Origin of the sequence: Streptomyces sp. NPDC015171 (assembly GCF_043079545.1) — a bacterium.
Lineage (GTDB): Bacteria > Actinomycetota > Actinomycetes > Streptomycetales > Streptomycetaceae > Streptomyces.
The window spans coordinates 173,638-200,125 of the sequence record NZ_JBIBUO010000004.1 but is presented as its reverse complement, the minus strand read 5'-3'; the positions used below and the strand labels follow the sequence as shown (position 1 = coordinate 200,125).

Sequence of the window (26,488 nt, the reverse complement as noted above, 5' to 3'; positions counted from 1 at the left end):
TCCTCGCGCCGCTCCCGGCGGGGGCGGCGCGAGGTCAGGACGAGGGCGGCCGGTAGTCGCTGCCGAGGACCACCGAGACGTCGGCGCCGGAGGAGACGCTGCCCTTGGTCACGGAGCCGGCGGGCAGGCCGAGGGTCTTGGCGACCTCGGCGGCGTCCGCCTTGCCGGCGGCGTCCGCGTAGATCACCTTCGAGGTGGCCTCGGTGCCGGCCGCGCTGCCGCCCTCCAGGAAGGTGAAGCCGCCGTTCAGCAGCACCACCCGGGCCTTGTCGGTGTCGCCCTTCACGCCGGTGGCGTTCTGGACGGAGACCCGGACCGCCGAGCCCGCCGCGGGGCTCTTGGCGGTGCCGCCGAGGATGTCCTTCACCACGCTGTCGCTGGTCCGCGCGCTCAGCGTGCCGTCGGCCTGCACGGGCAGCAGGGCGGTCTTGTAGCTGCCACTCTTGGCCAGCTCGGCGAGCTTGGCGAGGAAGGCGCCGAGGTCCTTGTCGGTGAGCGGCGGGTCCAGGATCTGCGCGAGGGTCTGCACGGTGGTGGTGGCGGACGGCGCGTCGGAGGACAGCTTGCGCAGCACGCCCTGCATCACCTGCCCGAACCGCTCCAGCTGGGCGTTCTGGGACTCGCCCGCGGCGCGGTAGGTGGCGTAGGCGACGGCCATCTTGCCGCTGAGGGTCTGGCCCCGGCCCTTGTGGACCAGCGGCGCCGCGCCCTTCTTCGCGGAGTCCGGGTCGGGCACGTCGGTGTCGGTGTCGATCTCGATGTTGCCGACGAGTTCGACGAGGTTCTGCAGGTAGGGGGTGTCGAGCCGCCAGGTGCCCTGGATGTCGGTGCCGAGGACCGTGTCGAGCTGGTCGCGGGTGCCGGAGGTGCCGTCCGCGTCCACGGACTTGGCGAGGGTCGTGGCGGAGCCGTCGTCGCCGCTCAGCGCCAGCGAGTTGGGCAGCAGGACCGTGGTGCCCCGCTTGGTGGTGGTGTTGTCGACCAGCAGCGCCGTGGAGGTGCCGCCCTTGGCGGTGTTGTGCAGGTGGACGACGAGCACGTCGCGCTTCTGGGCGGCGGCCGGCGTGCCGGTGCCCGTCCCGGCGTCCGAGGAGGACAGGCCGGGCAGCTTTCCGGCGAACCACAGGTAGCCGACACCGCCGGCCGCGACGAGGGCGAGGACGACGACGAGGGCGATGATCCGGCTGCGGGCGCGGCGGCGGGCCTCCTCGCGGCGCTCGGTGCGGTTCTCGGTGAACTTCAGCCAGTCGATGACGTCCTCGGAGTCGCCGTCCGGCTCCTCGACGAAGGCGAACTGCTCCGTGCCGTGGTCCCGGTCGTCCGGCTCGGGCCCGGTCCCCTCCGGGCCGGGTGCCTCCTCCGCGGGGCCCGACTGCTGCGGGATGTAGGCGGTCTGCTCGGCGACCCGGGGCTGCTGCCCGCTGCTCGCCGCCTGCCCGTAGGGGTCGTGGCCGGAGGCGTCCTGGGGGGTGGCGTACGGGTCGTACGGGGCCTGGGAACCGTAGGGGTCGTAGGCGGACGGCTGCTGGACGGAGCCGTACGAGGACGCCGGGGCCTGCCCGCCGGTGGCGTAGGGGTCGTAGCCGTAGCCCTGCTGCTGGGCGTACGGGTCGTAGGTCGCCTGCTGGGACTGCGGAGCCTGCTGTGCCGGGCTCTGCTGCCCCTGGGAGGACTGCTGTGCCGGGACCTGCCGGTACATGGGCCGGCCGTACTCGTCGTAGCCGACGAGTTCGTACGGGCCGTCTCCGTACCCCGCGTCGTATCGGTCGTTCACCGGTGCCCCTCTCGGCTCACTCGCCGCGGTACAGCTCGCGCTTGTCGATGTAGCGCACGACTCCGTCCGGCACCATGTACCAGATGGGGTCTCCCTTGGCGACTCTCGCACGGCAGTCGGTGGAGGAGATGGCGAGCGCCGGCACCTCGACGAGCGAGACACCGCCTTCCGGCAGGCCCGGGTCGGTCAGGTTGTGGCCGGGGCGGGTGACGCCGATGAAGTGCGCGAGGGAGAAGAGCTCCTCGGAGTCGCGCCAGGTCAGCAACTGGGCGAGGGCGTCGGCGCCGGTGATGAAGAAGAGATCGGTGTCAGGGTTGAGGGCGCGCAGGTCGCGCAGGGTGTCCACGGTGTAGGTGGGGCCGCCGCGGTCGATGTCGATGCGGCTGACGGAGAACTGCGGGTTCTCGGCGGTCGCGATGACCGTCATCAGATAGCGGTCCTCGGCCGGGGAGACCTTGCGGTGGGACTTCTGCCACGGCTGGCCGGTGGGGACGAACACCACCTCGTCCAGGTGGAACTGCGCGACGACCTCGCTGGCCGCCACGAGGTGCCCGTGGTGGATCGGGTCGAAGGTTCCGCCCATGACGCCCAGCCGCCGTTTGCCCGTGCGGGCGGGGCCGTCGGCCGGGCCGTGCTGCGGGTGCTTCACCGTGTCGTCGGCCGTCTCGTACGCCGGACCGGTAGGCATGTCCTGCTCTCCCATGCGTGCAGACCCTACCGGCCCGGCTTCGGACGTCCGTCCGGGGACGGGGTCCCTGCTCGGCGAACGCGGTTCAGCGGTCGCGGTTGAAGCGCGTGGTGATCCACAGCAGCAGGAGCAGGATGAGCAGGGCGCCGCCGCCGGTGACGGCCGGGTTCAGGCTGTTGTGGTTTCCGCCGTGCTCGCCCTCGGCGGCAAGGGTGACCAACTGGGCTGCTGCGCTGTGGAGGCTCATCTTCGGCAGGACCTATCGCGTGTGGGCGGAATAAAGATGTCGGCTCATCGTAAGCGGGGGACCCCGCGGCGATCACGCCGACTCCGCCGTCGGGGACGGCGGGCGGGCGGTGCGGCCCCGGGGCGGAGGGTCGCGGCGGGCCGGCCGCGGGTGATCGTCCGGCGCCGCGCCGCGGGGAACTTCCGCCGCGCGTCAGTCGTCCTTCTGCTTGTAGCCGCGCAGCAGGAACCAGGCGGTCAGGACACACCCGAGGACCATCACGATCAGGACGACGCGGAGCAGGTTTCCCGCCCCGTGCTGCTGGACGGCACTGGTGGTGGCCTCGGACAGCCACGCGGCTGCGGGGTGGTGCTCCATGGCATGGACTCCTTCGGGTGTACTGCCCGTCCACGGTATCTCCGCCTAGGCTGGGCCCCGCCTCGGGGGCACAGTGGACACACATACGCACTTGGGGGAAGACATGTCCGACGGCCACCAGCACACGGGGCACGAGCGCGTGCCGAGCAGGCAGCGCAGGCGCTTCCCGGAGATCTCCTCGCGCGCGTACGAGCACCCGGCCGACCGCTCGGCCCTGGTCGCGCTGCGCAAGCTGAGCGGGTTCGACACCGTCTTCAAGGCGCTCAGCGGGCTGCTGCCGGAGCGGAGCCTGAGGCTGCTGTTCCTGTCCGACTCGGTCCGCGTCTCCGACCGGCAGTTCGCGCACCTGCACGACATGCTGCTGGACGCCTGCTACATCCTGGACCTGGAGAAGGTCCCGCCGATGTACGTCACGCAGGATCCGCAGCCGACCGCGATGTGCATCGGCCTGGACGAGCCGATCATCGTGGTCAGCACCGGGCTGGTGGAGCTGCTCGACGAGGAGGAGATGCGGGCGGTCGTCGGGCACGAGGTGGGCCACGCGCTCTCCGGCCACTCGGTGTACCGCACGATCCTGCTCTTCCTGACGAGTCTCGCGCTGCGGGTCGCCTGGATCCCGCTGGGCAATCTGGCGGTCATGGCGATCGTCACGGCGCTGCGGGAGTGGTTCCGCAAGTCGGAGCTGTCGGCGGACCGGGCCGGCCTGCTGGTGGGCCAGGACATCCAGGCCTCGATGCGGGGTCTGATGAAGATCGCGGGCGGCAACCACCTGCACGAGATGAACGTGGACGCGTTCCTGGAGCAGGCCGAGGAGTACGAGTCCGGGGGCGATCTGCGCGACTCCGTGCTGAAGATCCTGAACGTGCTGCCCCGCACGCACCCGTTCACCACCGTGCGCGCGGCCGAGCTGAAGAAGTGGGCCGAGTCCCGGGACTACCAGCGGATCATGGACGGCCACTACCCGCGGCGCGGCGCGGACAAGGACACCTCGGTCAGCGACTCCTTCCGCGAGTCGGCGGCCAGCTACGCGAGCGATGTGAAGACCTCCAAGGACCCGCTGATGAAGCTGGTATCCGACCTCGCGGGCGGCGCCGGCGACCTGGGCGGCCGGGTCCGGCGCGGCTTCGACGGCTTCAGGAGCCCGTCGGCGGGCAAGGACGACACCCCGGGCCCGGACGAGGAGTAGGCCCCGCACCGGCGCCGGGGGGCCTCCGGGGAGGCCCTCCGGGGGCGGCAGGCCGCCGTGGGCTCCCCTGGGGCCGGCAGGAGGGCTCCGCAGGCTGTGGCGGGGCTCCGGGGCCCCGCGGCGGCCCGGGCTCCCAGGGGCGCCACGGCGGCCCGTCGGTGCCGGGCGCTCACACCTTCGGCTGAGCCTCGCGTGCCAGGGTGCCGCACAGCGGCGTGACGCCGTCCGTCTCGTAGGGGTTGGTGCCCGCGGGGCCGCCCGACCTGGCCGTCTGGCCGGCCAGCAGGGGGCGGAGGTAGGCCGAGGAGTCCTCGGCGCAGGCCAGGGGGCCGGCCTGGACGTAGGACGTGACCAGCTGGACCTGGCGGGTGCGCAGGTCGTCGTGGTCCAGGTGGAAGGTCAGCTCGCGGCGGACCGTGAAGAGCGAGGCGGGGGCGGCGGAGGCGGCGCCGATGGCGCGCAGGGCGTAGACGAAGGTGTGGTCGGCGGTGACCTCCAGCGTCGCCGGATCCGCCTCGGCGGCGTGCAGGCTGCCGGAGACGCGGATCCGGTCGTCGGCAAGCCGGGCGCGGGCGGGGTCGATGCGGACCACCCAGCCCGTGGGCGCGTGCCGGCCGTCCGCCGCCGGGTGGTCGAAGCTCTGGTCGAACTGGTCGAGCTGGTCCGGGTCGATCAGGGCCCGGGCGGGGCGCACCTCTCGGCCGGTGAGCACCTCGGGGTAGAGCGAGGAGCGGACGATGTAGTCCTTGACGGTGGTGAGGGCGGTCACCACCTGGCTGTCGGAGAAATGGGCGGTGCCGCGCGCGGCGGGCAGGGGTATGCCCTCGGCGCCGGCCTCGAAGGGGGCGGCGGGACTGTGCGCGTACAGGCGCTCGGCGTCGGCGGCGCCCGGCACCCTGCCCTGGGGGGCCAGCGGGATGACCGTCATCCGCAGGGCCTCCACGGCCCGCCGGCCCTGCGGGGAGCCGTAGGGGTGACGGATGCCCAGGTAGATCGCGGTGCCGAAGGCCATGGCGATCAGCACGACGAGGACCAGGGCCTGCCGGGTGAGCCCGCGGTGCAGGTGCGGGCGGCGGCGCACGGCGGGGGCGTGGTCGGCCATCCGTTCCGCGGCGGAGAACTCCTGGAGGCGGGCAGCGCGGACGAACGACTCGTCGAAGACGACGGATCGGTATTCGTCCTCAGCACCGCCGGGGCCGCCCTCGGGTGTCCCCTCCGGTGGGTCTCCAGGCCCGCCCATACTTTCAGAGTAGGTCTCGGGGGCCTCGGGTAAACGCCCTGCTGTGCGACAAGTTCTGACAGGTTCTCACCACGTCCGGCGGGGCGCTCAGGGAGCGGGCGGCACGGCCGAGACGGCGGGGCGGGGCTGGTCGGCGGAGGCGGCGGGAGCGGACGCGCTGCCCTGTCCGAGACCGGTCGAGGCGGGGGCGGGCACCCGGTCGCGGGTGCCGGCGGAGCTGCCCCGGTAGACGGCGGCGAAGGCGAGGGCGACCATGCCGATGCCCATCACGACGGCGAGCACCCAGGCCACGGGCCGGTGCCAGCGGACCTGCTTGCCGTAGGGGCCGAGGGCGCCGTCGCCGAGGACGTAGGTGTCGTCCAGGTCGTCGTCGCGATCTTGGCCGAATGCGGTGCCCTCGGGGCCGTAGCCGTCGTCGTAGCGCTCGCCCCGGGAGCGGGCGCGGCGGGCTTCCGCCTCGGATGCCTCGGCTCTGGCCTGCGCGGCCGCCAGGAGGCGTTCGACGGCGGTCGGCTCATGGACCGTGGCCGCCTGTACGAAGGCCTCGTCGAAGACCACGGAGGCGAACTCTTCGTCCGGCACCCCGTGGTCGTGGTCGTCGTCGGGCTCCCAGCCGTCAGGGAACGGCGTGCCCCCCACGTCCTCCGGCACGGATCCAGAGTAGACCTGGGGGGTCAATTTGGGCAGACGGTATGGAAATTCGTCTGCCTGGTGAGACGTCTTCAGGCCGCGGTGCCCGAGACCGGGCACTGGGCCGAACGGGTGAACCTCAGCGGCGTACGTGCCCGTCGCCGGTGACGATGTACTTCGTGCTGGTCAGCTCCGGCAGGCCCATGGGGCCGCGGGCGTGCAGCTTCTGGGTGGAGATGCCGATCTCGGCGCCGAAGCCGAACTGGCCGCCGTCCGTGAAGCGGGTGGAGGCGTTCACGGCGACGGTGGTGGAGTCGACCAGCTGGGTGAAGCGGCGGGCGGCTTGCTGGGAGGTGGTGACGATGGCCTCGGTGTGGCCGGAGGTCCACAGCCGGATGTGCTCGACGGCCTTGCCGAGGGAGTCGACGACGGCGGCGGCGATGTCGTGGGAGAGGTACTCGGTCTCCCAGTCCTCGGCGGTCGCCTCGACCACGGTGGCCTCGGTGTTCTTGGCGTAGGCCATGACCCGCTCGTCGGCGTGGACGGTGACGCCGGCCTCGGCGAGGGCGTCCAGGGCGCGCGGCAGGAACTCGCGGGCGATGTCCTGGTGGACGAGGAGGGTCTCGGCGGAGTTGCAGACGCTGACCCGCTGGGCCTTGGAGTTGATCAGGATCTCGACGGCCATGTCGATGTCGGCGTGGGCGTCGACGTAGACATGGCAGTTGCCGGTGCCGGTCTCGATCACGGGGACCGTGGACTCGTTGACCACCGTCCGGATCAGGGAGGCGCCGCCGCGCGGGATGAGGACGTCGACCAGGCCGCGGGCGCGCATCAGCTCGCGGACGGACTCGCGGCTCTCGCCGGGCACCAGCTGGACGGCGTCGGCGGGCAGCCCCGCGCCGCCGACGGCGTCCCGGATGACCCGGACGAGGGCGGCGTTCGACGCGTAGGCGGAGGCCGAGCCGCGCAGCAGGACGGCGTTGCCGGACTTCAGGCAGAGGGCGGCGGCGTCGACGGTGACGTTCGGGCGGGCCTCGTAGATGATGCCGACGACGCCGAGCGGGACGCGGACCTGGCGCAGGTCGATGCCGTTGGGGAGGGTGGAGCCGCGGACGACCTCGCCGACCGGGTCGGGCAGCTTCGCGACGTCGCGGACGTCGGAGGCGATGGCGCGGACCCGCTCGGGGGTGAGGGTGAGCCGGTCGACGATGGCCTCGCTGGTGCCGTTCTCCCGCGCCTTGGCCACGTCCTTGGCGTTGGCCTCGACGATCTCGACGGTCCGGACCTCCAGGGCGTCGGCGATGGCGAGCAGCGCGTCGTCCTTCGCGGCGCGCGGCAGCGGCGCGAGGTCGGCGGCGGCGGCCTTGGCCCGGTAGGCGGCCTGGGTGACCGGGGACATCGAGTCGTACGGCGAGAGCGTGGTCATGAGGGAAGGGTAGTGCGCGGTGCGGGGCCCTCACCGCTCATCCCACCCCCCGAGACAAGGTCTCAGGAAGGCTCAGAAGGGATGGACCCCCACCGGCGTCGCGGGTGCCGGGCCGTAGCCCTCGGCGATGCGCTGGTGGTAGGTCTCGCGGTCGATGACCTCCAGGCCGACGATCTCCCAGGGCGGCAGGCCGGCGCTCTGCCGGTGCTCACCCCACAGGCGCAGCGCCACCGCGGCGGCGTCGTGCAGGTCGCGGGCTTCCTCCCAGTACCGGATCTCGGCGTGGTCGGTCGCGTATCTGCTGGTCAGCAGGAAGGGATGGTCGTGGGCGAGCTGTTCGAGGGCCCGCCGCAGCTCGGGCAGGGGGACCTTCTCCCCGGAGACGCTGAGGGTGACGTGCCACAGCCTGGGCAGGTCCTTGGGCTCCTCATAGGTGTCCCCGGCCGCGACGCTCGTCAGAGCACCGCGGGACGCCGCCCCAGGGCGCGCTCGTCTCACGACGGCCTCCTTCACGCATGGCTGGCATGGCTCATATGGCTCGCATGGCCCCTTGACGGAATGTGTCCCGTCAAACATGTCCCGAGACAAAGTTGAGCAGGCCGCAGGGCTCGGCGTGGGGGTTTTACGGAACGTCCCCCACCGGAGGCGTTCCGTACGTCCTGGTTTACGAGCGGTTTTGCGAGCGTCACGCGTGCAGGAGCACCAGGTCGTCCCTGTGTACGACCTCGCGTTCGTACCCGGGGCCCAGCTCGCGTGCCAGCTCGTGGGTCGAACGCCCGATCAGCCGGGGGATCTCCTTGGCGTCGAAGTTGACGAGCCCCCGGGCCACCGCGCGGCCCGCCGCGTCCCGCAGCTCGACGGGGTCGCCGGCGCTGAACTCGCCCTCCACGGCGGCGATTCCGGCGGGCAGCAGCGACTTGCGCCCCTTCACGACGGCGTCCACGGCCCCGTCGTCCAGGGTCAGGGCGCCCTGCGGGGTGGAGGCGTGCTGGAGCCACAGCAGGCGGTCGGCGGAGCGCTTGCCCGTGGGGTGGAAGTAGGTGCCGGTGTCGCCGCCCGCCAGGGCCTCCGCCGCGTGGACGGCGCTGGTCAGCACCACGGGGATGCCCGCCGCCGCGGCGATACGGGCGGCCTCCACCTTGGTGACCATGCCGCCGGTGCCGACGCCCGCCTTGCCCGCGCTGCCGATCTCGACACCGGCGAGGTCCTCCGGTCCCTTCACCTGCGCTATCCGCGAGGTGCCCGGCTTGCTGGGGTCGCCGTCGTAGACGCCGTCGATGTCGGAGAGGAGGACCAGCAGGTCGGCGTGGACGAGGTGGGCGACGAGGGCGGCGAGGCGGTCGTTGTCGCCGAAGCGGATCTCGTCGGTGGCGACGGTGTCGTTCTCGTTGACGACGGGGAAGGCACCCATGGCGAGCAGCTTGTCGAGGGTGCGGGAGGCGTTGCGGTGGTGGACGCGGCGGCTCATGTCGTCGCTGGTGAGCAGGACCTGGCCGACGCGGACGCGGTAGCGGGCGAAGGAGGCGGTGTAGCGGGCGACGAGCAGGCCCTGGCCGACGCTGGCCGCGGCCTGCTGGCGGGCGAGGTCCCTGGGGCGGCGGCGCAGGCCGAGCGGGGCGAGGCCGGCGGCGATGGCACCGGAGGAGACGAGGACGATCTCCTTCTCGCCGCCGCTGCGGAGCCCCGCGAGGACGTCGACGAGCGCGTCGACGCGGTCGGCGTCCAGGCCGCCCGCGGCGGTGGTCAGGGAGGAGGAGCCCACCTTGACGACGATCCTGCGGGCCTCGCCCACGGCCTGCCTTGCCCTTGCCACGGTGCGTTCCGTCCCCTCGCGCGCTGTCCGACTGCTGACCGGCAATCTACGCGAAGCGGATCGGCCGGTGCGCACCGGTCCATCCCCCGGACAGGCGCGGCGTAATCGTTTGCTCACCGTTCGCGTACGGCAAAAAGGTTGTGTTGGTTGCCCGTAGAAATTAAATACTGTTCCAACATAAGTTGAACTTTGTGTCACATACCGTTCGCCCCGTTCGTCCTGTGAAGCGCATTCTGCTGCGGTCGGGCAAGAGCCCGTACGACGTGGTCTCCCTGGAGGAGGCCCTTCACCGGGACGTCATCGCCACCAACTCCGGCAACCTGATCTTCAGCGATGCCGCGCACAAGATCCTCCAGACGCCGGAGACCGAGGTGGTCTCCAACGGCATCGGTACGGATCTGTCCGCCGCGGCCCGGATCAACGCGGAGTACGACGCGTTCGTCGTGCCGCTCGCCAACGCCTTCCGTCCCTCGTTCGAGGGCCGGCTGAAGCGGCTGACCCGGCTGATCGGCAAACTGCGGATCCCCGTGGTGGTGCTGGGCGTCGGCGCGCAGACCGGCCTCGGGTACGACCCGGCGCGGCTGAAGCCGATGGAGCAGACCGTGCGCGAGTTCTGCGCCGCGGTGCTGGAGCGCAGCGCCTCGATCGGGGTGCGCGGCGAGTTCACCGAGCGGTATCTGCGGGACATGGGCTTTAGCGACGTCGAGGTCATCGGCTGCCCGTCGCTCTTCCTGCACGGCCGCGAGCTCGACGTGCGCAAGCGGGTGCCCGAGCTGACCGCGCAGTCGCGGATCGCGGTGAACGCCTCGCACAGCGCGGTGCAGAAGCAGGGCCTCGACCGGATCATCACCCAGGCCCACGCCCGCTACCCGAACCTGTGCTTCGTCGGGCAGAACATCAGCGACGCGCGGCAGCTGCACTGGCGCGACCTCAGCGACCCGAACGCCCGGGTACGGGCGATCCCGACCCACCCGGACCACCCGATGTACCGGGAGGGCAAGGTGCGGGTGTACATCGACCCGGTCACCTGGATCGAGGATCTGCGGTCCTTCGACTTCTCCTTCGGCTCCCGCATCCACGGCAACATCGCGGCACTGCTCGCGGGCACGCCCGCGACGGTGCTGTGCGGGGACTCGCGCACGCTGGAGCTGTGCCGGTACTTCGAGATCCCGCACCGGCGGCTTGACCAGGTCGCCAAGGACCCGGAGGCGGCGGATCCGGTCCGGCTGTACGAGCAGGCGGACCTGAGCGGGCTGGTCGGGGGCCACGCGGAGCGCTTCGACCGGTTCACGGGGTTCCTGGACCGGAACGGGCTGCGGAACACCTTCACGCACGGCGACGGCGGCGCGGCCTTCGAGCAGAGCATGCGCTCGCTCGCGTTCCCGCCGGGCGTCCGGCCGTGGAACGACACCGATCTCGACTCACTGACCAGCCGGTTCGGCTGGCTGCACACCCAGGTGACCGAACTGGCCCAGGACAACGCCCAGTTGCGGCGGGAGCTGGCGAAGGCGCAGAAGATGAAGCAGAAGGCAGCGGCGGCGATACCGGCCCCCGCCGCCTCCGTCTACCGCCGCGCGCGGCGCGTGGTGGGCCGGCCCCTGCGGCGCGCGCTGCAGTCGGGCAGGCAGTAGGACGCCGGCGGGAGGGGCCCCGGGCCGGTGTGCCCGGGGCCCCTCCCGTCCAGGGGCGGTCCGGTCAGGCCGCCGCCGCTCCGAAGCCCTTGCCCGGCAGCAGCCGGCGCAGTATCCGGCGGATCTTGCGCAGCGCACGGCGCGGGACGGAGTTGGCCACCGCCTCGCGGTACCCCTCGAAGGCGCGGGCCTCGCGGGCATCGGCGAGGTAGATCTCGTCGGGGACACCGGCGGTCCGGGACCGGAAGTGCGGGTACACCAGGTACAGACGCGTACCGCGCTTCTCCAGCACGGCCGCCGCCTGCTTCTTCGCCTTGACGAACTTCACGACGTCCAGCAGCAGGTCGGCGCGCTGCATGGCGACCAGATGCAGCCGCAGCCGCTCGTGCACCTTGAGCCGGCGGGCCACCCCGGGCGTCCAGTGGGCGTCCATCAGCGGCTTGGCCAGCTCGAACTTGTGCCGGCGGACCTCTTCGCTGTCGGTGAGGAACTTGGGCCCGAACTGCGGCAGCAGCGTGATCAGGAACGGCCGGACCATGAGCAGGTCACGCTTGTCGCCGGCCGGGACCATGTCGGTGATGAGCTTCATCAGGGCGCGTGCGGAGTCGAAGCGCAGGGTGTAGCCGCCGGACTTGGTGACCTGCTTGCCGTCGTCGCGGCCGACCAGGTAGTAGCAGGTGTAGTCGGCGACCACGGAGACACCGTCCGCGCGCAGGTACGCCTCCAGCGTGAACAGCGCGTCCTCGCCGGTGAACAGCGACTCGTCGAAGCGCATGCCGTGCTGGTCGAGCAGGGCCCGGCGGAACAGCTTCTGGGCGCTGAGCGTGAACTTGATGTTCGAGGTGTAGATGTCGGCCCGGTCGAGCGACTTGCCCCACATGGACTTCGGCGCGCTGCGGTTGACGCCCTCGACGCGGCCGAGGACGACGTCCGTGCCGTTCTTGTCGGCCATGGCCACCATGCGCTCGAGCGCCTCGGGGCCGAGCCGGTCGTCGGCGTCGAGGAAGAAGACGAAACGTCCGGCCGCCTTGCCGAGACCGACATTGCGGGGCCCGCTGGGGCCGCCGGAGTTCTCCTGCCGGATGACGGTGACCGACATGGGAGCGCGCGCCGCGAACTCCTCCAGGCACTCCCCCGTGCCGTCCGTCGAACCGTCGTCGACCGCGATGACCTCCACGCGTGCCGGGTCGATGGTCTGCGCCTCGACGGATGCGAGGCATTCGACCAGGTACGGCATCGCTTCGTACGCCCCGATGATCAGACTGACATCAGGCTGCGGCACGACGGTCACTCTTCCCCCTTGTCACGGAAAATTTCCCCCTTGTCGCCTCAATCGCAATTTGTTAGACGGACCTTCAGGGGAAGCGGTTGCCTCCGGACGGGTGAGGCGTGGCACACATCACAGACAGGTCCCTCACAGACAGTACGCGTGCCCGGTAAGAGCCGCTCACCGCTGGTGAGAGGGAGGCAAGACGATGCCCCCGAGGAGTGCTCCTCGGGGGCCAGGTGATCGCGCGGGGCGGGTCAGCCCGCGGTCACGCCGTCCGTCTCGCCGGCCGTCTCGCCGTCCGTCTCGCCGTCCGTGGCGGCGCGCTGGCCGGGCAGCGCGGTGGTCAGCTCGGTGGCCAGCTCGGCCGCCTCGGCGGGGTCGGCGTTCGCCGCGCCCAGCCGGGTCTCCTGGCCGACGTTGCGGGCGTCGGCCTTGCGGGCCAGGTCGGCGACCGCGGCGTTGAACTGGTCGATCGACTTCGGCTCGGCCGGGCCGAGCAGGTACTGCTTCAGCTCCGTGCGCTCGTGCGCGAGCGGGTCGGCCGACGGGTCGCGCACGGCGTCCAGCAGGCCGCCCAGCTCGGCCGCGCTGTTGGACAGGATGACCGCGGCGCGCACCGCCGTGTTGTGCCGCTTGAACTCCTCGACACCCACCTCGGCGGAGTCGGTGACGGCGTACGGCTTGCCGCTCGCGATGAAGTCGGAGACCACGGAGGAGATGTCGGAGACCATCGCGTCGGAGACGTTGAAGCAGTCGTACAGGCGCGGCTGGGCGCCCGAGATGACCCGGTGCTCGTACGACGGGAAGGAGCGCCAGTAGGCGTCGTTCCACTCGGTGCGCAGCCGGGCGATCTCCTCGTGCCGCCGCACGTCGACCATGCCGTCGCGGGTGGCCTCGGCCTCGTCGCCCCGGCTGCCGCCGGTGCCGGACAGTTCGGCGAGCCGGGCCTCGATCCGGGTCAGCTCGGCCTTGGCCCGGTCCAGGGCGGCGCTGTCGGCGGCGAAGCGCGGGTCGGCGGCGCGCTCGGCCGCCGACTTCTCGACCAGGGCGGCGATGCGCTGGTGGGCGGCCTTGGCGTCCTTGCTGACGGTGCCGGTGAACGGGTGCGGCTTGTACAGGACGCGGACCGGCGGGTCGGCCGTGATCAGCCGCTGCACGATGTTCTCGCCGGCGAGCACGATGGAGGTGTTGCCGGGGTTGCCGTCCCAGCCCTCCCAGGTGGGCGCGTACAGGACGGTCGGGCAGCGGCCGTCGGCGGCGGCGCCGCGGGGGCCCTCGGGCACGCCGTGCCAGGTCTGGATGGGGGCGAGCTGCGGGCGGCCGACCTCCACGATGTCGTCGTCGCGGACGCCGACATCGGCGATGGCGTAGCGGTCGCGGCCGGCCCGGCCGGCGGTCCACACCTCGTCGTACACCTTGCTGTACGGGTTGACGCTGGCCAGCTTGTCGCTGTCGCCGTGGCCGATGAAGACGTGCTTCATGGTGGGCACGCGCAGCAGGTGGATGTTCTTGCCGACGTTGGCCGCGTACAGGGCGACGCGCACGGTCGACAGGTCCAGGTTCATCAGGTGCACCCCTCCGGGCACGCAGATGACGGGGACCGTGGTGGGCGCGAGGTTGTTCAGGATGGCGCGCTCGCGGAGGATGATCAGCGGCCGGGTGTCCAGCTGCTCCATCGTCTCCAGCCACATGTTGACCTGGTAGGCGGAGTCCCTGGAGCCGGAGAAGTACAGGACCGTCTCCGGCTTGTAGCCGGCCAGCCAGTCGTCGACGGCGGCGAGGACGGCGTCCGCCCGCGGCGGGATCTTCCGGCCGCGCACGTACGGCATCAGGAACAGGACGTACAGGCAGCCGAGGCCGAAGGTGAGGCCGATGCCGGTGAAGCCGGCGGCGGCGGAGTCCGCCTCGGTGGAGATCAGGATGCCGACGACCGCGAACAGGTCGAGGTGCAGCATCTTCTCGGCGGAGCGGTGCAGCAGCCGGCGCGGCGGGGCGTCCGGGATGCGGATGCGGGACTTCAGGTCGATGTTGCGGGTGGCGACCGGCATCCGGCGGCGGTTGCGGATGAGCGTGACCAGAGCGCCGTGCGGGGCCTGGAGGCCGTAGAAGGCGATGAAGCAGGCGACCGCGCCGTAGAAGATCAGGTCGTCCGAGAGGTCCAGGCGGGCCAGCAGGAGGATCAGCAGCAGCTGCCGGATCAGGAAGCGGATCGACAGACCCGCCCGGACCTTGCTGAGGCGGTTGATCAGGTAGCTGCCCTTGCGGTGCAGATAGTGGTCCGCCAGGTACGTCACGGCGGCCAGGGCCGCGAAGGCGGGAACGCTCGGGACGAGCGCGGCCAGCATGAGCGCCGGGAAGCCCAGCATCACGAGGGCCGCCGCGGCCAGCTCGGCCGCGCTGCCCACCCGGGCGACGCGAATAGCGGTGGATATCACGGAGAAACCTGCTCTGGGAGGGGGAGTGCCGGTTTTGTTCGGTAATGGCTGCGATGCCGGATGTACCGGCGTTTCACAGGATTCGCGGACAGGCGCGGTGTACGGATTCAGGCCCCTGCGAACGCCCGGTGAATGGACGCCCGCAGAGGCCTGAATTCCTAAAAGCTATTTACCCGCAATTATTACACGCCGTCCTGACGGTCCAGCACCGTGGCCAGCGCCTGCTCGAAGCCGGAGGCCTGGGCGGCGCCCGCGGTCGGGTCCTGCTGGCGGACGTCGATGACGTGCCCGGTCAGCTCCGACAGCAGCACGTCCAGGGAGGTGCGGGCCACGGCCTCGGAGGAGAGCAGGCTGCCCGCCGGCTCCTGGCCGAAGGCCTTGGTGCGCATCGGGGTGGCGGTGCGCTCGGGGTTGACGCAGTTGACGCGGATGCCGTCGCCGGCCCACTCGTCGGACAGCGCCTGGGTGAGGTTCACCATGGCGGCCTTGGTGGAGGAGTACAGGGAGTACTCGGCGCGGCCGCGGGTGTAGCTGCTGGAGGTGTACAGCAGCAGCTGGCCCTTGGTCTCGGACAGGTACTTGTACGAGGAACGGGCGATCTGCACCGGGGCCAGGTAGTTGACCTTCAGCGCCTCCTCGATGGTGGCGTTGTCGGTCTCCGCGAGCTTGCCGATGCGCAGCACGCCGGCGGTGTTGACGACGTAGTCGATCCGGCCGGTCTCGGCGTACGCCTTGGACAGCGCGTCGTCGACCTCCTCCGGGTTCTCCACATGGGTGCCGGTGGTGGAGCGGCCCAGGGCGTAGACGTTCGCGCCGTAGGACCCGGCGAGTTCGGCGATGTCCTTGCCGATGCCGTAGGAGCCGCCGAAGATGACGACGGTCTTGCCGGTGAGCAGCTCGCGGTAGGCGTCCTCGTCCTTCTGCTCGGGCGCGGCGGTGGAGGCGAGCTGGAACAGCTTGTCGGCGATGAAGACGTCGACCGGCTGGGTGACCTTCATGTTGTACTCGTCACCCGCGACGACGTGGATCGGCACGTCCGGCAGGTACTTGAGGACCACCGAGCAGTCGTCCGTGGCCTGGAAGTTGGGGTCGCCTGCGGCGACCTCGTAGGCACGGCGGATCGTGGACAGCTTGAAGGCCTGCGGGGTCTGGCCGCGGCGCAGCCGGGAGCGGTCCGGGATCTCGGTGATGAACTCGCCGTCCTCGCCGTGCGTGCGCGTGACGATGATGGTGTCGGCGGACGGGATGGCGACGTCCACGGCCTGGTAGCGCTCGAGGGCGGCCACGCAGTCGTCGATGACGCGCCGCGAGAGCAGCGGGCGTACGGCGTCGTGGAAGAGGACGTTGCGGTCCTCGCCCTCGGCCAGGCCCTCGCCCAGCGCGGAGATGGCGCGCTCGGTGGTCTCGTTCCGGGTCGAGCCGCCCTCGATGATCTTCTTCACCTTGGTGAAGCCCGCCTTGGCGACGATCTTCTCGATGTCCGGTACATAGCCCGGGGCCATCAGCACGATGACGTCGTCGATCGAGTCGGCGTCCTCGAAGGTGGTCAGGGTGTGCTCGATGACGGCCTTGCCGGCGATCTTCAGCAGCTGCTTGGGGATCGACAGACCCACCCGCTGACCGGTGCCACCGGCCAGGATCACTGCGGTGGTACGGGGCTTGGCTATGTGCTGGGACACAGGCTGACCTACCTTGGGGCGACAGGGAACCGTGAAATGGTCCCACTTCCGGTTACCGCAGTGCAAGGTGAGTGACCTCCGCTGCATATGTGCGCGCAACCTGTCATTCACCTGGCACTCCTGGTGATTGGCGGCGGCCGGTGTGAACCCCCGTGAATTTGCTGTGAGTAACTCCACAAGTGCCCGGGAGCCGGTTCCGGCGGCCAGCGGCGGCTTCGGGCGGCGGTGCCGGATCACCGGGCCCCAAGGCCCGGCGGAGCGCGCGGGGTCTTCACATCCCCGGTCACGGGAGTGCACGCGTTCCTCATATGCGGCACGGTGCCACTCCCGGACAAGACGGAAATACAGCTCGCCCGGGAGTCCATTGCCATGGAATTCCCATCAAGATTCCGCAGCATTTCGGTCTCGGTCAGGGTGGGTGACCGAATCGGTGAGTGACCGAATCGCGGTGCCCGGGGCCGGCCGCGGCGCAATTTCCGGCGGGTCCGCCGGGTGCGGACAGCGAAAAGCCTGGGACCCAGCTGGGCCCCAGGCTCACCCGGGTGTCACACGAGCCGCACGCCCGGCTCGTCGGACTCCACCCGCAGCCGGGCCAGGGTGGAGGCCGTGGCCTGCTGCTTCAGCACGGTGTCGACGACCCGGACCCGTGCGTCGATGCCGTCGCGGCGGATGTCGAACAGGTGGTAGCCGCGGTGGGCGTCGATCAGCTTCCAGTGCGGGTTGTCCGCCATCAGCGGGTCCCACTGCCGGTGGAAGGCGTCCTGGTCCTGGTCGCCGCTGCTGGAGATGGAGGTACCCACGAACTCGGCGCCGACCACGTCGGAGTCCGGGTCGGCGTAGTCCGTCCTGAGGTCGCTGATCATCGTCAGGTGCCGGTCGCCGCTGAGCACGACCGGGTTGCGGATGTCGGCGAAGTCCTCCAGCAGGGCGTTGCGTTCGACCTGGTAGCCGTCCCAGGCGTCGTAGTACCAGAGCTTGCCTTCGCCGGGCAGCAGGTCGGTCTCGGCCATCATGATCTGCGAGGCGATGAGGTTCCAGCGGGCCGGGGAGTCCTCGAGGCCGTCCAGCAGCCACCGCCTCTGCTCGGCGCCGAGCATGGTCTGCGCGGGCGACTGGGCGCCCTCCTGCGTGGTGGCCTGGTCGCTGCGGTACTGCCGGGTGTCGAGGACGTTGAGCCGGGCCAGCCGGCCGAACTCCAGACGGCGGTACATCTGGATGTGCGGGCCGTTCGGGACGGCGGCGGCACGTACCGGCATGTGCTCGTAGTACGCCTGGTAGGCGGCGGTCAGCCGGGCCACGAAGGCGTCGTGCGACTGCTTGTCGGGGTCCTGCGGGATCTCCCCGGCGAAGTCGTTGTCCACCTCGTGGTCGTCGAAGGTGACCACCCAGGGGGTGCTGGCGTGTATCGCGGCGAGGTCGGGGTCGGTGCGGTACTGCGCGTACCGGTTGCGGTACTGCGTGAGGGTGTACGGCTCGCCCTTGCCCTCGTGCCGCCGCACGGCCGTCGCCGAGGGCGAGGACTCGTAGATGTAGTCGCCGACGAAGAGCACGAAGTCGGGGTCCTGGGCGAGCATGTCGGCGTACGGCGTGAAATAGCCGTGCTGCCAGTTCTGGCAGGAGGCGAGGGCGACGCGCAGCGAACCGCCCCGCTGGTGCGCGGCGGGCGCGGTGCGGGTGCGGCCGGCGGGCGAGAGCTGGCCGCCGGCCCGGAAGCGGTACCAGTACGGGCGGTCCGGGCGCAGACCGCGGACGTCCACATGGACGCTGTGGCCGAGTTCGGGGCGGGCCGCCGCGGTGCCCCGGCGGGCGGTACGGCGGAACCGCTCGTCCTCGGCGATCTCCCACTCCACCGGGAAGACCGCGTCGGGCATACCGCCACCGTTCAGCGGGTCGGGCGCGAGTCTGGTCCACAGCACGATGCCGTCGGGAAGCGGATCGCCGGAGGCGATACCGAGGGTGAACACCCCGTCGGGCAGCGGGGTGTCGGCGGCGCGGGCGGTGCCGGGCAGCCACAGTTGGGCGGTCGCCGCGGCCGAGAGGACGGCGGCACCGGCGGTCAGAAAGCGGCGGCGGTCGGGCGATGGTGCGGTCATGCGCAGACTCCCTTGCCACAGTGGCCACTTGGACTGATCTGTTCGGCCATTCGGAAGTTCCCACGGCCGGACGGTCCGCCTGCTGAACCGCGCCCATCGCGAGCATGACAAATGGGCAGACAACAGAAGACCCGCCGCGGCACAGGAACACCCTCGCGCCGCAACGGGTCTGACGGTAGGTCGGAATCCGTCCCACCGCCTACGTCAGGAAACCGGCCCGGAAGCCGGGGGCGGCCCCGGAAGCCGGGGGCGGCCCCCAGCCGGCCGCCCGCTCAGGAACCCGGGCCCGGCCCGGACCGCCGCCCGCTCAGGAACCCGGGCCCGGCCCGGACCGGCCGCCCGACTCAGGAACCGAAGCCCGACCCCAGCCGGCCGCCCGCGGCCACCGTGCCGAGCGTGCCGCTCGCGAAGGTGAACGAGCCGCTCGCGGTGACCCCGGACGCGGTGCCGCGCAGCACCCACACCGAACCGGCCCCGGCGTTCTCCCCCGGGGCGCCGACGGCCAGATCGGCCCGCCCGTCCCGGTTGCCGTCCACCAGGCGGACGGCCGAGCCGAACGCGTCGCCCTGCTCGCCGACGCCGGGCACGCCCGCGGTGTCCTGGCCGAGCGCCTTCGCGCCGGTGCCCGTCGGGCCCTTGGCGGTGCCGCGCAGGACGATCACCTGTCCGCCGCCGGGGACACCGGGCGTACCGACCGCGATGTCCGCGTAGCGATCGCCGTCGATGTCGGCCACCGAGACGGCGGAGCCGAAGCCCGAGCCCCGCTTGGCCGTGCCCGGCACCCCGGCGGTGTCCAGGTTGACCAGCACCGCCCTGGTCCCGTCGGGCCCGTTCGCCGTGCCCGGGATCCAGGCGATCCGGCCGCCCTTGGCGAGCGGGGTGTCCACATCGCTGTCGGCGCCTTCGACGGCCCGGCCCACCACGAGGTCGGCACGGCCGTCCCGGTTCACATCGCCGGCGGCGAGGTGCTCGCCGCCTTCGAGCCGGCTGCCCGCCTCTTTGCCGCGGACCACCTTGTACGGCGTGAGCCCCGCGGGCGTGCCCGTCCAGAACAGGACGCGGCGGGCGTCCCACTCGTCGCCGTCGTTCGCCACCGCGGCGACATCGGTGATGCCGTCCCCGTCGAAGTCGCCGCTGGTCAGGTCGAGATACCGGCTGTCGAAGTCGTCCTTGACCACCTGCGTGCCGTGCGCGGAGCCGGTCCGGGTGAACGGCCCGTTCCGCACCCGCAGATCGTGCGCGCTCACAACGGTGACGAGATCCGCCGCGCCGTCCCCGTTCACGTCCCCGACCGTGAGGTGTCCCCCCTCGCCGAGCCCGTCGGCCAGGGACGCCCCGCCGGCCAGTCCCTTCTTCCCGCCCCAGAGCACCACCACCGACTCGGCGTCGGTGCCGGCCGTGGTGTCCTCGCCGCCCGCTCCGACGATCAGGTCGGCATAGCCGTCCCGGTCGAGGTCGGCGGTGGCGACGGCGCTGCCGAACCGGTCGCCGGCCTCCGCGCTGCCCGGCACCCCGGCGCTGTTCTGGCTGAAGACCTGCTTGGTCGAGGTCTTCAGCCCGCTCGCCGAACCGTAGAGGACGGCGACATAGCCGGCGCCCTTCTTGCCGCTCACGCTCGCCGAGGGCGCCGTGACCGCGAGGTCGGCGTACCCGTCGCCGTTGAAGTCGTCGTGCGGCTTCGCGGCACGGCTCGTGCCGGCCGCCGACGCCGGTACGGCGGGCAGCGCGACCGCGCCGGTCACGGCGAGCGCGACGGCGAGCCCGGCGCTCCAGGCTGTTCCGCGTCTGTTCATGTCCCTACTCCGTCGCGAGAAAAATGCGGTACAGAAAGAAAAATGCGGTACGAAGAGGACCAAGATCCTCTTCGTACCGCACGGTTCGACTCACCAGGGCGGGCCGGGGTTGCCCTCACGGCCGCCGGCATTCTTCCCGGCGTTCACCTCGCCGGATCGCCGCGGGCCGGCTGCTCGCCCGCCGGCGCGGCGCGTTCCTACTCGAACGGGTCGAAGTCGTCGTACTCCCGCAGCGACTCGTCCCGCTCCGCCTGCTTGTCCCTGCGGCGCTGTGCCGCCGGCCGGGGCTCTTCGAAGCGGTGGTCCTCGCCGCGGCGGCCGAGCATCTCGGCGCCGGCCATGACCGTCGGCTCCCAGTCGAAGACGACCGCGTTCTCCTCGGGGCCGATGGCGACGCCGTCGCCCGAGCGGGCGCCCGCCTTCATCAGCCGCTCCTCGACACCGAGGCGGTTGAGCCGGTCGGCGAGGTAGCCGACGGCCTCGTCGTTGTTGAAGTCCGTCTGGCGGACCCAGCGCTCGGGCTTCTCGCCGCGCACCCGGAACAGCGGCTCGCCGTCGACGTCCTCGCGGACCACGGTGAAGCCCGCGTCGTCCACGGCCTTGGGCCGGATGACGATCCGGGTCGCCTCCTCCTTCGGCTTCGCTGCGCGCGCCTTGCCGACCAGGTCGCCGAGGGCGAAGGACAGCTCCCGCAGCCCGATGTGGGCCACGGCCGACACCTCGAAGACGCGGTAGCCGCGGGCCTCGAGGTCGGGGCGGACCATCTCGGCGAGGTCCTTGCCGTCCGGCACGTCGATCTTGTTCAGGACGACGATCCGGGGCCGGTTGTCGAGACCGCCGTACTGCCGCAGCTCCTCCTCGATGATGTCGAGGTCGGAGACCGGGTCGCGGTCGGACTCCAGCGTCGCGGTGTCCAGCACGTGCACCAGGACGCTGCACCGCTCCACGTGCCGCAGGAACTCCAGGCCGAGGCCCTTGCCCTGGCTGGCACCCGGGATCAGGCCGGGCACGTCGGCGATGGTGTAGACGGTGGAGCCCGCCGTCACCACGCCCAGGTTCGGGACCAGCGTGGTGAAGGGGTAGTCGGCGATCTTCGGCTTGGCCGCGCTGAGCACCGAGATCAGCGAGGACTTGCCGGCGCTCGGGTAGCCGACGAGGGCCACGTCGGCGACGGTCTTCAGCTCCAGGACGATGTCCCGCAGGTCACCGGGCACGCCCAGCAGCGCGAAGCCGGGCGCCTTGCGGCGGGCGCTCGCGAGCGCCGCGTTGCCGAGGCCGCCCCGGCCGCCCTGCGCGGCGATGTACGAGGTGCCGTGGCCGACTAGGTCGGCGAGCACGTTGCCGGCCTTGTCCAGCACCACCGTGCCGTCCGGCACGGTCAGGACCAGGTCCTCGCCGTCCTTGCCGGAGCGGTTGCCGCCCTCACCGGGCTTGCCGTTGGTGGCGCTGCGGTGCGGGGAGTGGTGGTAGTCGAGCAGCGTCGTGACCGACTGGTCGACGGTCAGGATGACGTCGCCGCCACGGCCGCCGTTGCCGCCGTCCGGGCCGCCGAGCGGCTTGAACTTCTCACGGTGGACGGAGGCACAGCCGTGGCCCCCGTTACCCGCGGCGACATGCAGTTCGACGCGGTCCACGAAGGTGGTCATGGTTCAGTGCCTCCAGAAACTCACGGGTATTACCTATGTCAACACGCGAAAGGCGGACCCGCCTTCCCGATCGGGAAGTGAGGTCCGCCTCGCGAAAGCGTTCGGTGCTGAATCAGTCGATTCAGGCAACCGGAACGATGTTCACGACCTTGCGGCCACGGTGGGTACCGAACTCCACCGCACCGGGCTGCAGCGCGAACAGCGTGTCGTCGCCGCCACGGCCGACGCCGGCGCCGGGGTGGAAGTGGGTGCCGCGCTGGCGGACGAGGATCTCACCCGCGTTGACGACCTGACCGCCGAAGCGCTTCACGCCGAGCCGCTGGGCATTGGAGTCGCGACCGTTCCGGGTGGACGATGCGCCCTTCTTGTGTGCCATGTCTCCTCAGTCCCTTACTTCGCAGCCGCGGGGATCGACGTGACCTTGATCGCCGTGTACTGCTGGCGGTGGCCCTGCCGACGACGGTAGCCGGTCTTGTTCTTGTAGCGCAGAATGTCGATCTTCTGGCCCTTGTGGTGGTCCACGACCTCGGCCTGGACCTTGATGCCGGCCAGCACCCACGGGTCGCTGGTCACAGCGTCGCCGTCGACAACGAGCAGGGTCGAGAGCTCGACCGTGTCGCCAACATTGGCGGTGGAAATCTTGTCAACCTCAACGATGTCGCCGACAGCAACCTTGTGCTGGCGACCACCGCTGCGCACGATGGCGTACACGCGGATCTCACTTTCGCTCGTTCAGAACCGGCACCCCCGCAGGCCAGCCGCCCAGCAATGACACAGACGACCTCTCCCGGCCAACCGGGTGCCCGGGAGGAAGAGGTTTACGGGGATGTGGCGTGTTCGATGGACACGCCGACGGTCAAGGTTACGGGTCCAGGACCGAGAGGGTCAAACCGGGCCCTGGGGATGTGCGGCCCGTCACGTGGAACGGGCCCCACAGGTGTGCGGCCGGTCCGGTCCCGCAGGACCGGACCGGCCGCACACCGCGGGCGTCAGCCCTCGTCGCCGGCGGTGGAGACCGTGGTGGTCTTCTTCGCCGTCGACTTCGCGGCGGCCGTCTTGGCGGTCTTGGTGGCCGCCTTCTTGGCCGTCGTCTTCTTGGCGGCCGTCTTCTTGGCCGCGGTCTTCTTGGCGGCGGCGGTCTTCTTCGCCGGAGCCTTCTTGGCCGCCGCCTTGCGGGCGGTCTTCTTGGCCGGCGCGACCTCCTCGGCCACCGTCTCCGCGGCCGCAGGGGCCTCGGCCACCGGGGCCTCGGCCACCGGGGCCTCGGCCACGGGAGCCTCCGCCGCCGGGGCCTCCGCCGCCGGGACGACCACGACGGCCGTCTCCTCGGACGCGGTCGGCGCGGTGGCCTTGCGCACCGCACGGCGGCGCGGGCGGGCCGGCGCCGCCGGCTCCTCAGCCGGGGCCGGGGCTTCGGCGACGGCGACGGGCTGCTCGGCCGGTGCCTCGGCGGCCGGCGCGGACTCGGGCACCGTCACCACGGCCGCCTCGGCGCCCGCGGGGGAACCGGCCGGAGCCGACACCTTCCGGGTCGCCCGACGGCGCGTACGGCCCTTGGGCGCGGCCTCCTCGGCGGCCGGCTCCTCGGCCTGCGGCGCCGGGACCACCTGGTCCTCGGCGGCGGCGGGCTGGGCCAGCGCCTCGCCGGCCGGCTCCGGCCGCACCGGACGGGCCGCGGCTTCCTCGGCGGTGACGTCCTGGGCGGTCGGCGCCTCGGCCGGCACCGCCTGCTCGGTCACCGCGGCGGACCGCTCGGCCTTCTCGGACCGCTCGGCCCGGGAAGCCCGCTCGCCCTTGGGAGCGCCCGCCGGAGCGGACGCCCGGCGGCTCGCCCGGCGCCGCGAGCGGCCGCGGCCGGCCGCGGCCTCCGCCTCGGCGACGCTGCTGTACAGCTCCTCGTCCGGCGCGAACTCGGGCGCCGGCAGGGCCATCGGCTCGGCGACCTCGGCGGCCACCTCGGAGACGGACTCCGCCTCGGCCTCGGCGGTCTCGGTCTCCACGGCCGCGGCGGTCTCGTGCGTGTGCTCGTGCACGTGCTCCGCCGCGTCGGCGCCCCGGCCGCGCTTCTTGCGCTTGCCGCCGGCACCGCCGCCACCGTTCGCCGCGGGCTGGTCGAGGTGCACGATGACACCCCGGCCGTTGCAGTGGACGCAGGTCTCGGAGAAGGACTCCAGCAGGCCCTGGCCGACCCGCTTGCGGGTCATCTGGACGAGCCCCAGCGAGGTCACCTCGGCCACCTGGTGCTTCGTACGGTCCCGGCCCAGGCACTCCAGCAGGCGGCGCAGCACCAGGTCGCGGTTGGACTCCAGGACCATGTCGATGAAGTCGATGACGATGATGCCGCCGAGGTCACGCAGCCGCAGCTGGCGCACGATCTCCTCGGCCGCCTCCAGGTTGTTCCTGGTGACCGTCTCCTCCAGGTTGCCGCCCTGGCCGGTGAACTTGCCGGTGTTGACGTCGACGACGACCATCGCCTCGGTCCGGTCGATCACCAGCGAACCGCCGCTGGGCAGCCAGACCTTGCGGTCCAGCGCCTTCGCGAGCTGCTCGTCGATGCGGTACGTGGCGAAGACGTCGACCTCGGAGGTCCACCGCGACAGCCGGCCGGCGAGGTCCGGGGCGACGTGCGAGACATAGCCGTGGATGGTCGACCAGGCGTCGTCGCCGCTGACGACGACCTTGGTGAAGTCCTCGTTGAAGATGTCGCGGACGACCCGGACGGTCATGTCCGGCTCGCCGTACAGCAGCGTCGGGGCGTTGCCGTTCTTCGACTTCTTCTGGATCTCCTCCCACTGCGCCTGGAGCCGTTCGACGTCACGGCGCAGCTCGTCCTCGCTGGCGCCCTCGGCGGCGGTGCGCACGATGACGCCCGCGTCCTCGGGGACGATCTTCTTGAGGATGGTCTTCAGCCGGGCCCGCTCGGTGTCGGGCAGCTTGCGGCTGATGCCGGTCATCGAGCCCTCGGGGACGTACACGAGGTAGCGGCCCGGGAGGGAGACCTGGCTGGTCAGACGCGCGCCCTTGTGACCGATCGGGTCCTTCGTCACCTGGACGAGGACGGACTGGCCGGACTTCAGCGCGGACTCGATGCGGCGCGGGCCGTTGGCCATGCCCAGCGCCTCGAAGTTGACCTCACCGGCGTACAGCACCGCGTTGCGGCCCTTGCCGATGTCGATGAAGGCGGCCTCCATCGACGGCAGCACGTTCTGGACCTTGCCCAGGTAGACGTTGCCGACGTACGAGGTCGACTGCTCCTTGTTGACGTAGTGCTCGACGAGCACGCCGTCCTCAAGGACGCCGATCTGGGTGCGGTCGCCGTGCTGGCGGACGACCATCACGCGCTCGACGGCCTCGCGGCGGGCCAGGAACTCGGCCTCGGTGATGATCGGGACGCGCCGGCGCCCCTGCTCACGGCCTTCCCGGCGGCGCTGCTTCTTGGCCTCCAGACGGGTCGAGCCCTTGATGGACTGCACCTCGTCGGACGGCTCGCTGGGCTTGCGCGGCTCGCGGACCTTGACGACCGTGCGCTCCGGGTCGTCGGCGGACGGCTCGGAGTCGACGCCGGAGTCACCGGCCCGGCGACGGCGGCGCCGGCGGCGCCGGCTGCTGGAGGAACCGGCCTCGTCGCGAGCGTCGTCGGCGTCCTCCTCCTCCTGCTCGGCGGTGTCCTCGGCGTCCTGGGACGCCTGCTCGGCGGCCAGCTCGCCGCCCTCGGCGTCCAGGCCGTCGCCGGACTCGCCGTCGGCGGCGTCACCGCGCCTGCGGCGGCGTCCGCCGCGGCGACGGCGGCGGCGCGAGCCGGACTCCTCGTAGCCGTCCTCGGCGCCGTCGGTGTCGTCGCCGTCCTCGCCGTCGGTGTCGGCGAGGTCTTCCGCGGACTCCGGCTCGGCCTCCTCCGGCTCCTCGGCCTCGGCGGCGGGCCGGGTCTCCTCGGCGGCACCGCGGCGGCGCCTGCGGCGGCGGCCACCGGTCTCGGCGCGCTCCGGCGTGTACTCCTCGGTCTCCTCGGGCGCCTCGGGTGCCTCGGGCTCCTCCGTCCCGGCGGCCTCGGCGGCGGCCAGGGCGGCGGCGCGCTCCGGGGTCTGGAACCGGGGCTCGGCGAAGACCGGCGCCTGGAAGACGGCGACGGCGGGGCGGGCCGGCCGGCGCGGGCCGTCGGCCTCGGACGCACCGGTGTGCGGCGCGGGCGCGGAGAACCCGGACGCGGCCCGCACGGCCCGACGCCGGGCACGGCGCGGCGCGGCTGCCTCGGCGGCCGGCGCGGGAGCCTGGGGCGCCTCGGCGGCGGCCGGTTCGGCGGCCGCGGCGGGAGCCGGGGCCTCCTCCGCCGTCACCTCGGCACTCTCCTCGGCAGCGGCGGCGGGCGCCGACACCCGACGCGTGGCACGACGACGCGTACGACGCGGAGCGGCCTCCTCACCAGCAGCCACCTCAGGCACCTCCTCGACCACAGCGGCCTCCACGACGGACGGCTCGACGGCCGCGGCGGGAGCCGGGGCCTCCTCCGCCGTCACCTCGGCACTCTCCTCGGCAGCGGCGGCGGGCGCCGACACCCGACGCGTGGCACGACGACGCGTACG

The 26,488-nt window shown here is 71.9% G+C and carries 20 protein-coding genes; 2 read left to right on the top strand and 18 right to left on the bottom strand.

All coding sequences use genetic code 11. The features are described 5' to 3' along the window. Window positions 1–34: 34 nt before the first annotated feature. The 4 genes from ACF073_RS13050 to ACF073_RS13035 form a co-directional block, all read right to left on the bottom strand. A complete protein-coding gene (locus tag ACF073_RS13050; RefSeq protein ID WP_392069263.1) occupies window positions 35–1,774 on the bottom strand; it encodes an LCP family protein in 1,740 nt (579 codons plus the stop codon). 16 nt (window positions 1,775–1,790) lie between these two features. After that, window positions 1,791–2,477 (bottom strand): nicotinate-nucleotide adenylyltransferase, encoded by a 687-nt coding sequence (gene nadD, locus ACF073_RS13045; RefSeq protein ID WP_392069261.1) that lies wholly within the window; start codon window positions 2,475–2,477, stop codon window positions 1,791–1,793. A 70-nt stretch (window positions 2,478–2,547) separates the two neighbouring features. Continuing rightward, complete coding sequence (locus ACF073_RS13040) at window positions 2,548–2,709, bottom strand: hypothetical protein (protein ID WP_392069259.1); 162 nt, start codon at window positions 2,707–2,709, stop codon at window positions 2,548–2,550. Between the two features lie 192 nt (window positions 2,710–2,901). Then, window positions 2,902–3,066 carry a hypothetical protein gene (locus tag ACF073_RS13035; RefSeq protein WP_392069258.1) on the bottom strand — a complete coding sequence of 55 codons (165 nt, stop codon included), beginning with the start codon at window positions 3,064–3,066 and terminating at the stop codon, window positions 2,902–2,904. A 103-nt stretch (window positions 3,067–3,169) separates the two neighbouring features. Between ACF073_RS13035 and ACF073_RS13030 the strand changes: the two genes are divergently transcribed. Next, window positions 3,170–4,252, top strand: a complete 1,083-nt coding sequence (locus ACF073_RS13030) for a M48 family metallopeptidase (RefSeq protein ID WP_392069256.1) — start codon at window positions 3,170–3,172, stop codon at window positions 4,250–4,252. A gap of 169 nt (window positions 4,253–4,421) precedes the next feature. Here ACF073_RS13030 and ACF073_RS13025 read toward each other — a convergent pair whose 3' ends face one another. From ACF073_RS13025 to proB, 5 genes are all read right to left on the bottom strand, one after another. After that, window positions 4,422–5,492: a hypothetical protein gene (locus ACF073_RS13025; protein ID WP_392069254.1), complete on the bottom strand. Its 1,071-nt coding sequence runs from the start codon at window positions 5,490–5,492 to the stop codon at window positions 4,422–4,424. Between the two features lie 87 nt (window positions 5,493–5,579). After that, window positions 5,580–6,170 carry a hypothetical protein gene (locus ACF073_RS13020; RefSeq protein WP_392069253.1) on the bottom strand — a complete coding sequence of 197 codons (591 nt, stop codon included), beginning with the start codon at window positions 6,168–6,170 and terminating at the stop codon, window positions 5,580–5,582. Window positions 6,171–6,261: 91 nt separating this feature from the next. Beyond that, window positions 6,262–7,548, bottom strand: coding sequence for a glutamate-5-semialdehyde dehydrogenase (locus tag ACF073_RS13015; protein WP_392069252.1), 1,287 nt, complete (start codon window positions 7,546–7,548; stop codon window positions 6,262–6,264). Between the two features lie 72 nt (window positions 7,549–7,620). After that, on the bottom strand, window positions 7,621–8,046 hold the full coding sequence (locus tag ACF073_RS13010; RefSeq protein ID WP_392069250.1) for a hypothetical protein: 426 nt from the start codon (window positions 8,044–8,046) through the stop codon (window positions 7,621–7,623). A gap of 187 nt (window positions 8,047–8,233) precedes the next feature. Continuing rightward, window positions 8,234–9,340 (bottom strand): glutamate 5-kinase, encoded by a 1,107-nt coding sequence (gene proB / locus ACF073_RS13005; RefSeq protein ID WP_392069978.1) that lies wholly within the window; start codon window positions 9,338–9,340, stop codon window positions 8,234–8,236. 242 nt (window positions 9,341–9,582) lie between these two features. Between proB and ACF073_RS13000 the strand changes: the two genes are divergently transcribed. Continuing rightward, a complete protein-coding gene (locus ACF073_RS13000) occupies window positions 9,583–10,992 on the top strand; it encodes a polysaccharide pyruvyl transferase family protein (protein ID WP_392069248.1) in 1,410 nt (469 codons plus the stop codon). A 64-nt stretch (window positions 10,993–11,056) separates the two neighbouring features. Here the strand turns inward: ACF073_RS13000 and ACF073_RS12995 are convergent, their stop codons facing one another. The 9 genes from ACF073_RS12995 to ACF073_RS12955 form a co-directional block, all read right to left on the bottom strand. Further along, on the bottom strand, window positions 11,057–12,283 hold the full coding sequence (locus tag ACF073_RS12995; protein WP_392069247.1) for a glycosyltransferase family 2 protein: 1,227 nt from the start codon (window positions 12,281–12,283) through the stop codon (window positions 11,057–11,059). A gap of 233 nt (window positions 12,284–12,516) precedes the next feature. After that, window positions 12,517–14,697 carry a hypothetical protein gene (locus tag ACF073_RS12990; RefSeq protein ID WP_392069245.1) on the bottom strand — a complete coding sequence of 727 codons (2,181 nt, stop codon included), beginning with the start codon at window positions 14,695–14,697 and terminating at the stop codon, window positions 12,517–12,519. Window positions 14,698–14,879: 182 nt separating this feature from the next. Next, window positions 14,880–16,376, bottom strand: coding sequence for an SDR family NAD(P)-dependent oxidoreductase (locus tag ACF073_RS12985; protein ID WP_392069244.1), 1,497 nt, complete (start codon window positions 16,374–16,376; stop codon window positions 14,880–14,882). A gap of 545 nt (window positions 16,377–16,921) precedes the next feature. Further along, entirely contained in the window at window positions 16,922–18,469 is a 1,548-nt protein-coding gene (locus ACF073_RS12980; RefSeq protein WP_392069242.1) for an alkaline phosphatase D family protein, read from the bottom strand. A 344-nt stretch (window positions 18,470–18,813) separates the two neighbouring features. Beyond that, entirely contained in the window at window positions 18,814–20,262 is a 1,449-nt protein-coding gene (locus ACF073_RS12975; protein WP_392069240.1) for an FG-GAP-like repeat-containing protein, read from the bottom strand. Window positions 20,263–20,459: 197 nt separating this feature from the next. After that, the gene (gene obgE / locus ACF073_RS12970; RefSeq protein WP_392069237.1) at window positions 20,460–21,908 is read right to left on the bottom strand and encodes a GTPase ObgE; all 1,449 of its coding nucleotides are present in this window, start codon (window positions 21,906–21,908) and stop codon (window positions 20,460–20,462) included. 121 nt (window positions 21,909–22,029) lie between these two features. Further along, window positions 22,030–22,284 (bottom strand): 50S ribosomal protein L27, encoded by a 255-nt coding sequence (rpmA, locus tag ACF073_RS12965; RefSeq protein ID WP_020940020.1) that lies wholly within the window; start codon window positions 22,282–22,284, stop codon window positions 22,030–22,032. 14 nt (window positions 22,285–22,298) lie between these two features. Beyond that, window positions 22,299–22,619 (bottom strand): 50S ribosomal protein L21, encoded by a 321-nt coding sequence (gene rplU / locus ACF073_RS12960; protein ID WP_392069235.1) that lies wholly within the window; start codon window positions 22,617–22,619, stop codon window positions 22,299–22,301. 278 nt (window positions 22,620–22,897) lie between these two features. Then, window positions 22,898–26,488: ribonuclease E/G (locus tag ACF073_RS12955; RefSeq protein ID WP_392069233.1), on the bottom strand; the 3,591-nt coding region annotated here is incomplete at its 5' end.

What these genes read in the sequence shown, in the direction of transcription:
- rpmA (WP_020940020.1), bottom strand. Translation starts at nt 22,284, where the DNA reads ATGGCACACAAGAAGGGCGCATCGTCCACCCGGAACGGTCGCGACTCC.
- ACF073_RS12975 (WP_392069240.1), bottom strand. Translation starts at nt 20,262, where the DNA reads ATGAACAGACGCGGAACAGCCTGGAGCGCCGGGCTCGCCGTCGCGCTC.
- ACF073_RS13030 (WP_392069256.1), top strand. Translation starts at nt 3,170, where the DNA reads ATGTCCGACGGCCACCAGCACACGGGGCACGAGCGCGTGCCGAGCAGG.
- ACF073_RS13015 (WP_392069252.1), bottom strand. Translation starts at nt 7,548, where the DNA reads ATGACCACGCTCTCGCCGTACGACTCGATGTCCCCGGTCACCCAGGCC.
- ACF073_RS13035 (WP_392069258.1), bottom strand. Translation starts at nt 3,066, where the DNA reads ATGGAGCACCACCCCGCAGCCGCGTGGCTGTCCGAGGCCACCACCAGT.
- nadD (WP_392069261.1), bottom strand. Translation starts at nt 2,477, where the DNA reads ATGGGAGAGCAGGACATGCCTACCGGTCCGGCGTACGAGACGGCCGAC.
- obgE (WP_392069237.1), bottom strand. Translation starts at nt 21,908, where the DNA reads ATGACCACCTTCGTGGACCGCGTCGAACTGCATGTCGCCGCGGGTAAC.
- ACF073_RS12980 (WP_392069242.1), bottom strand. Translation starts at nt 18,469, where the DNA reads ATGACCGCACCATCGCCCGACCGCCGCCGCTTTCTGACCGCCGGTGCC.
- ACF073_RS13040 (WP_392069259.1), bottom strand. Translation starts at nt 2,709, where the DNA reads ATGAGCCTCCACAGCGCAGCAGCCCAGTTGGTCACCCTTGCCGCCGAG.
- ACF073_RS13025 (WP_392069254.1), bottom strand. Translation starts at nt 5,492, where the DNA reads ATGGGCGGGCCTGGAGACCCACCGGAGGGGACACCCGAGGGCGGCCCC.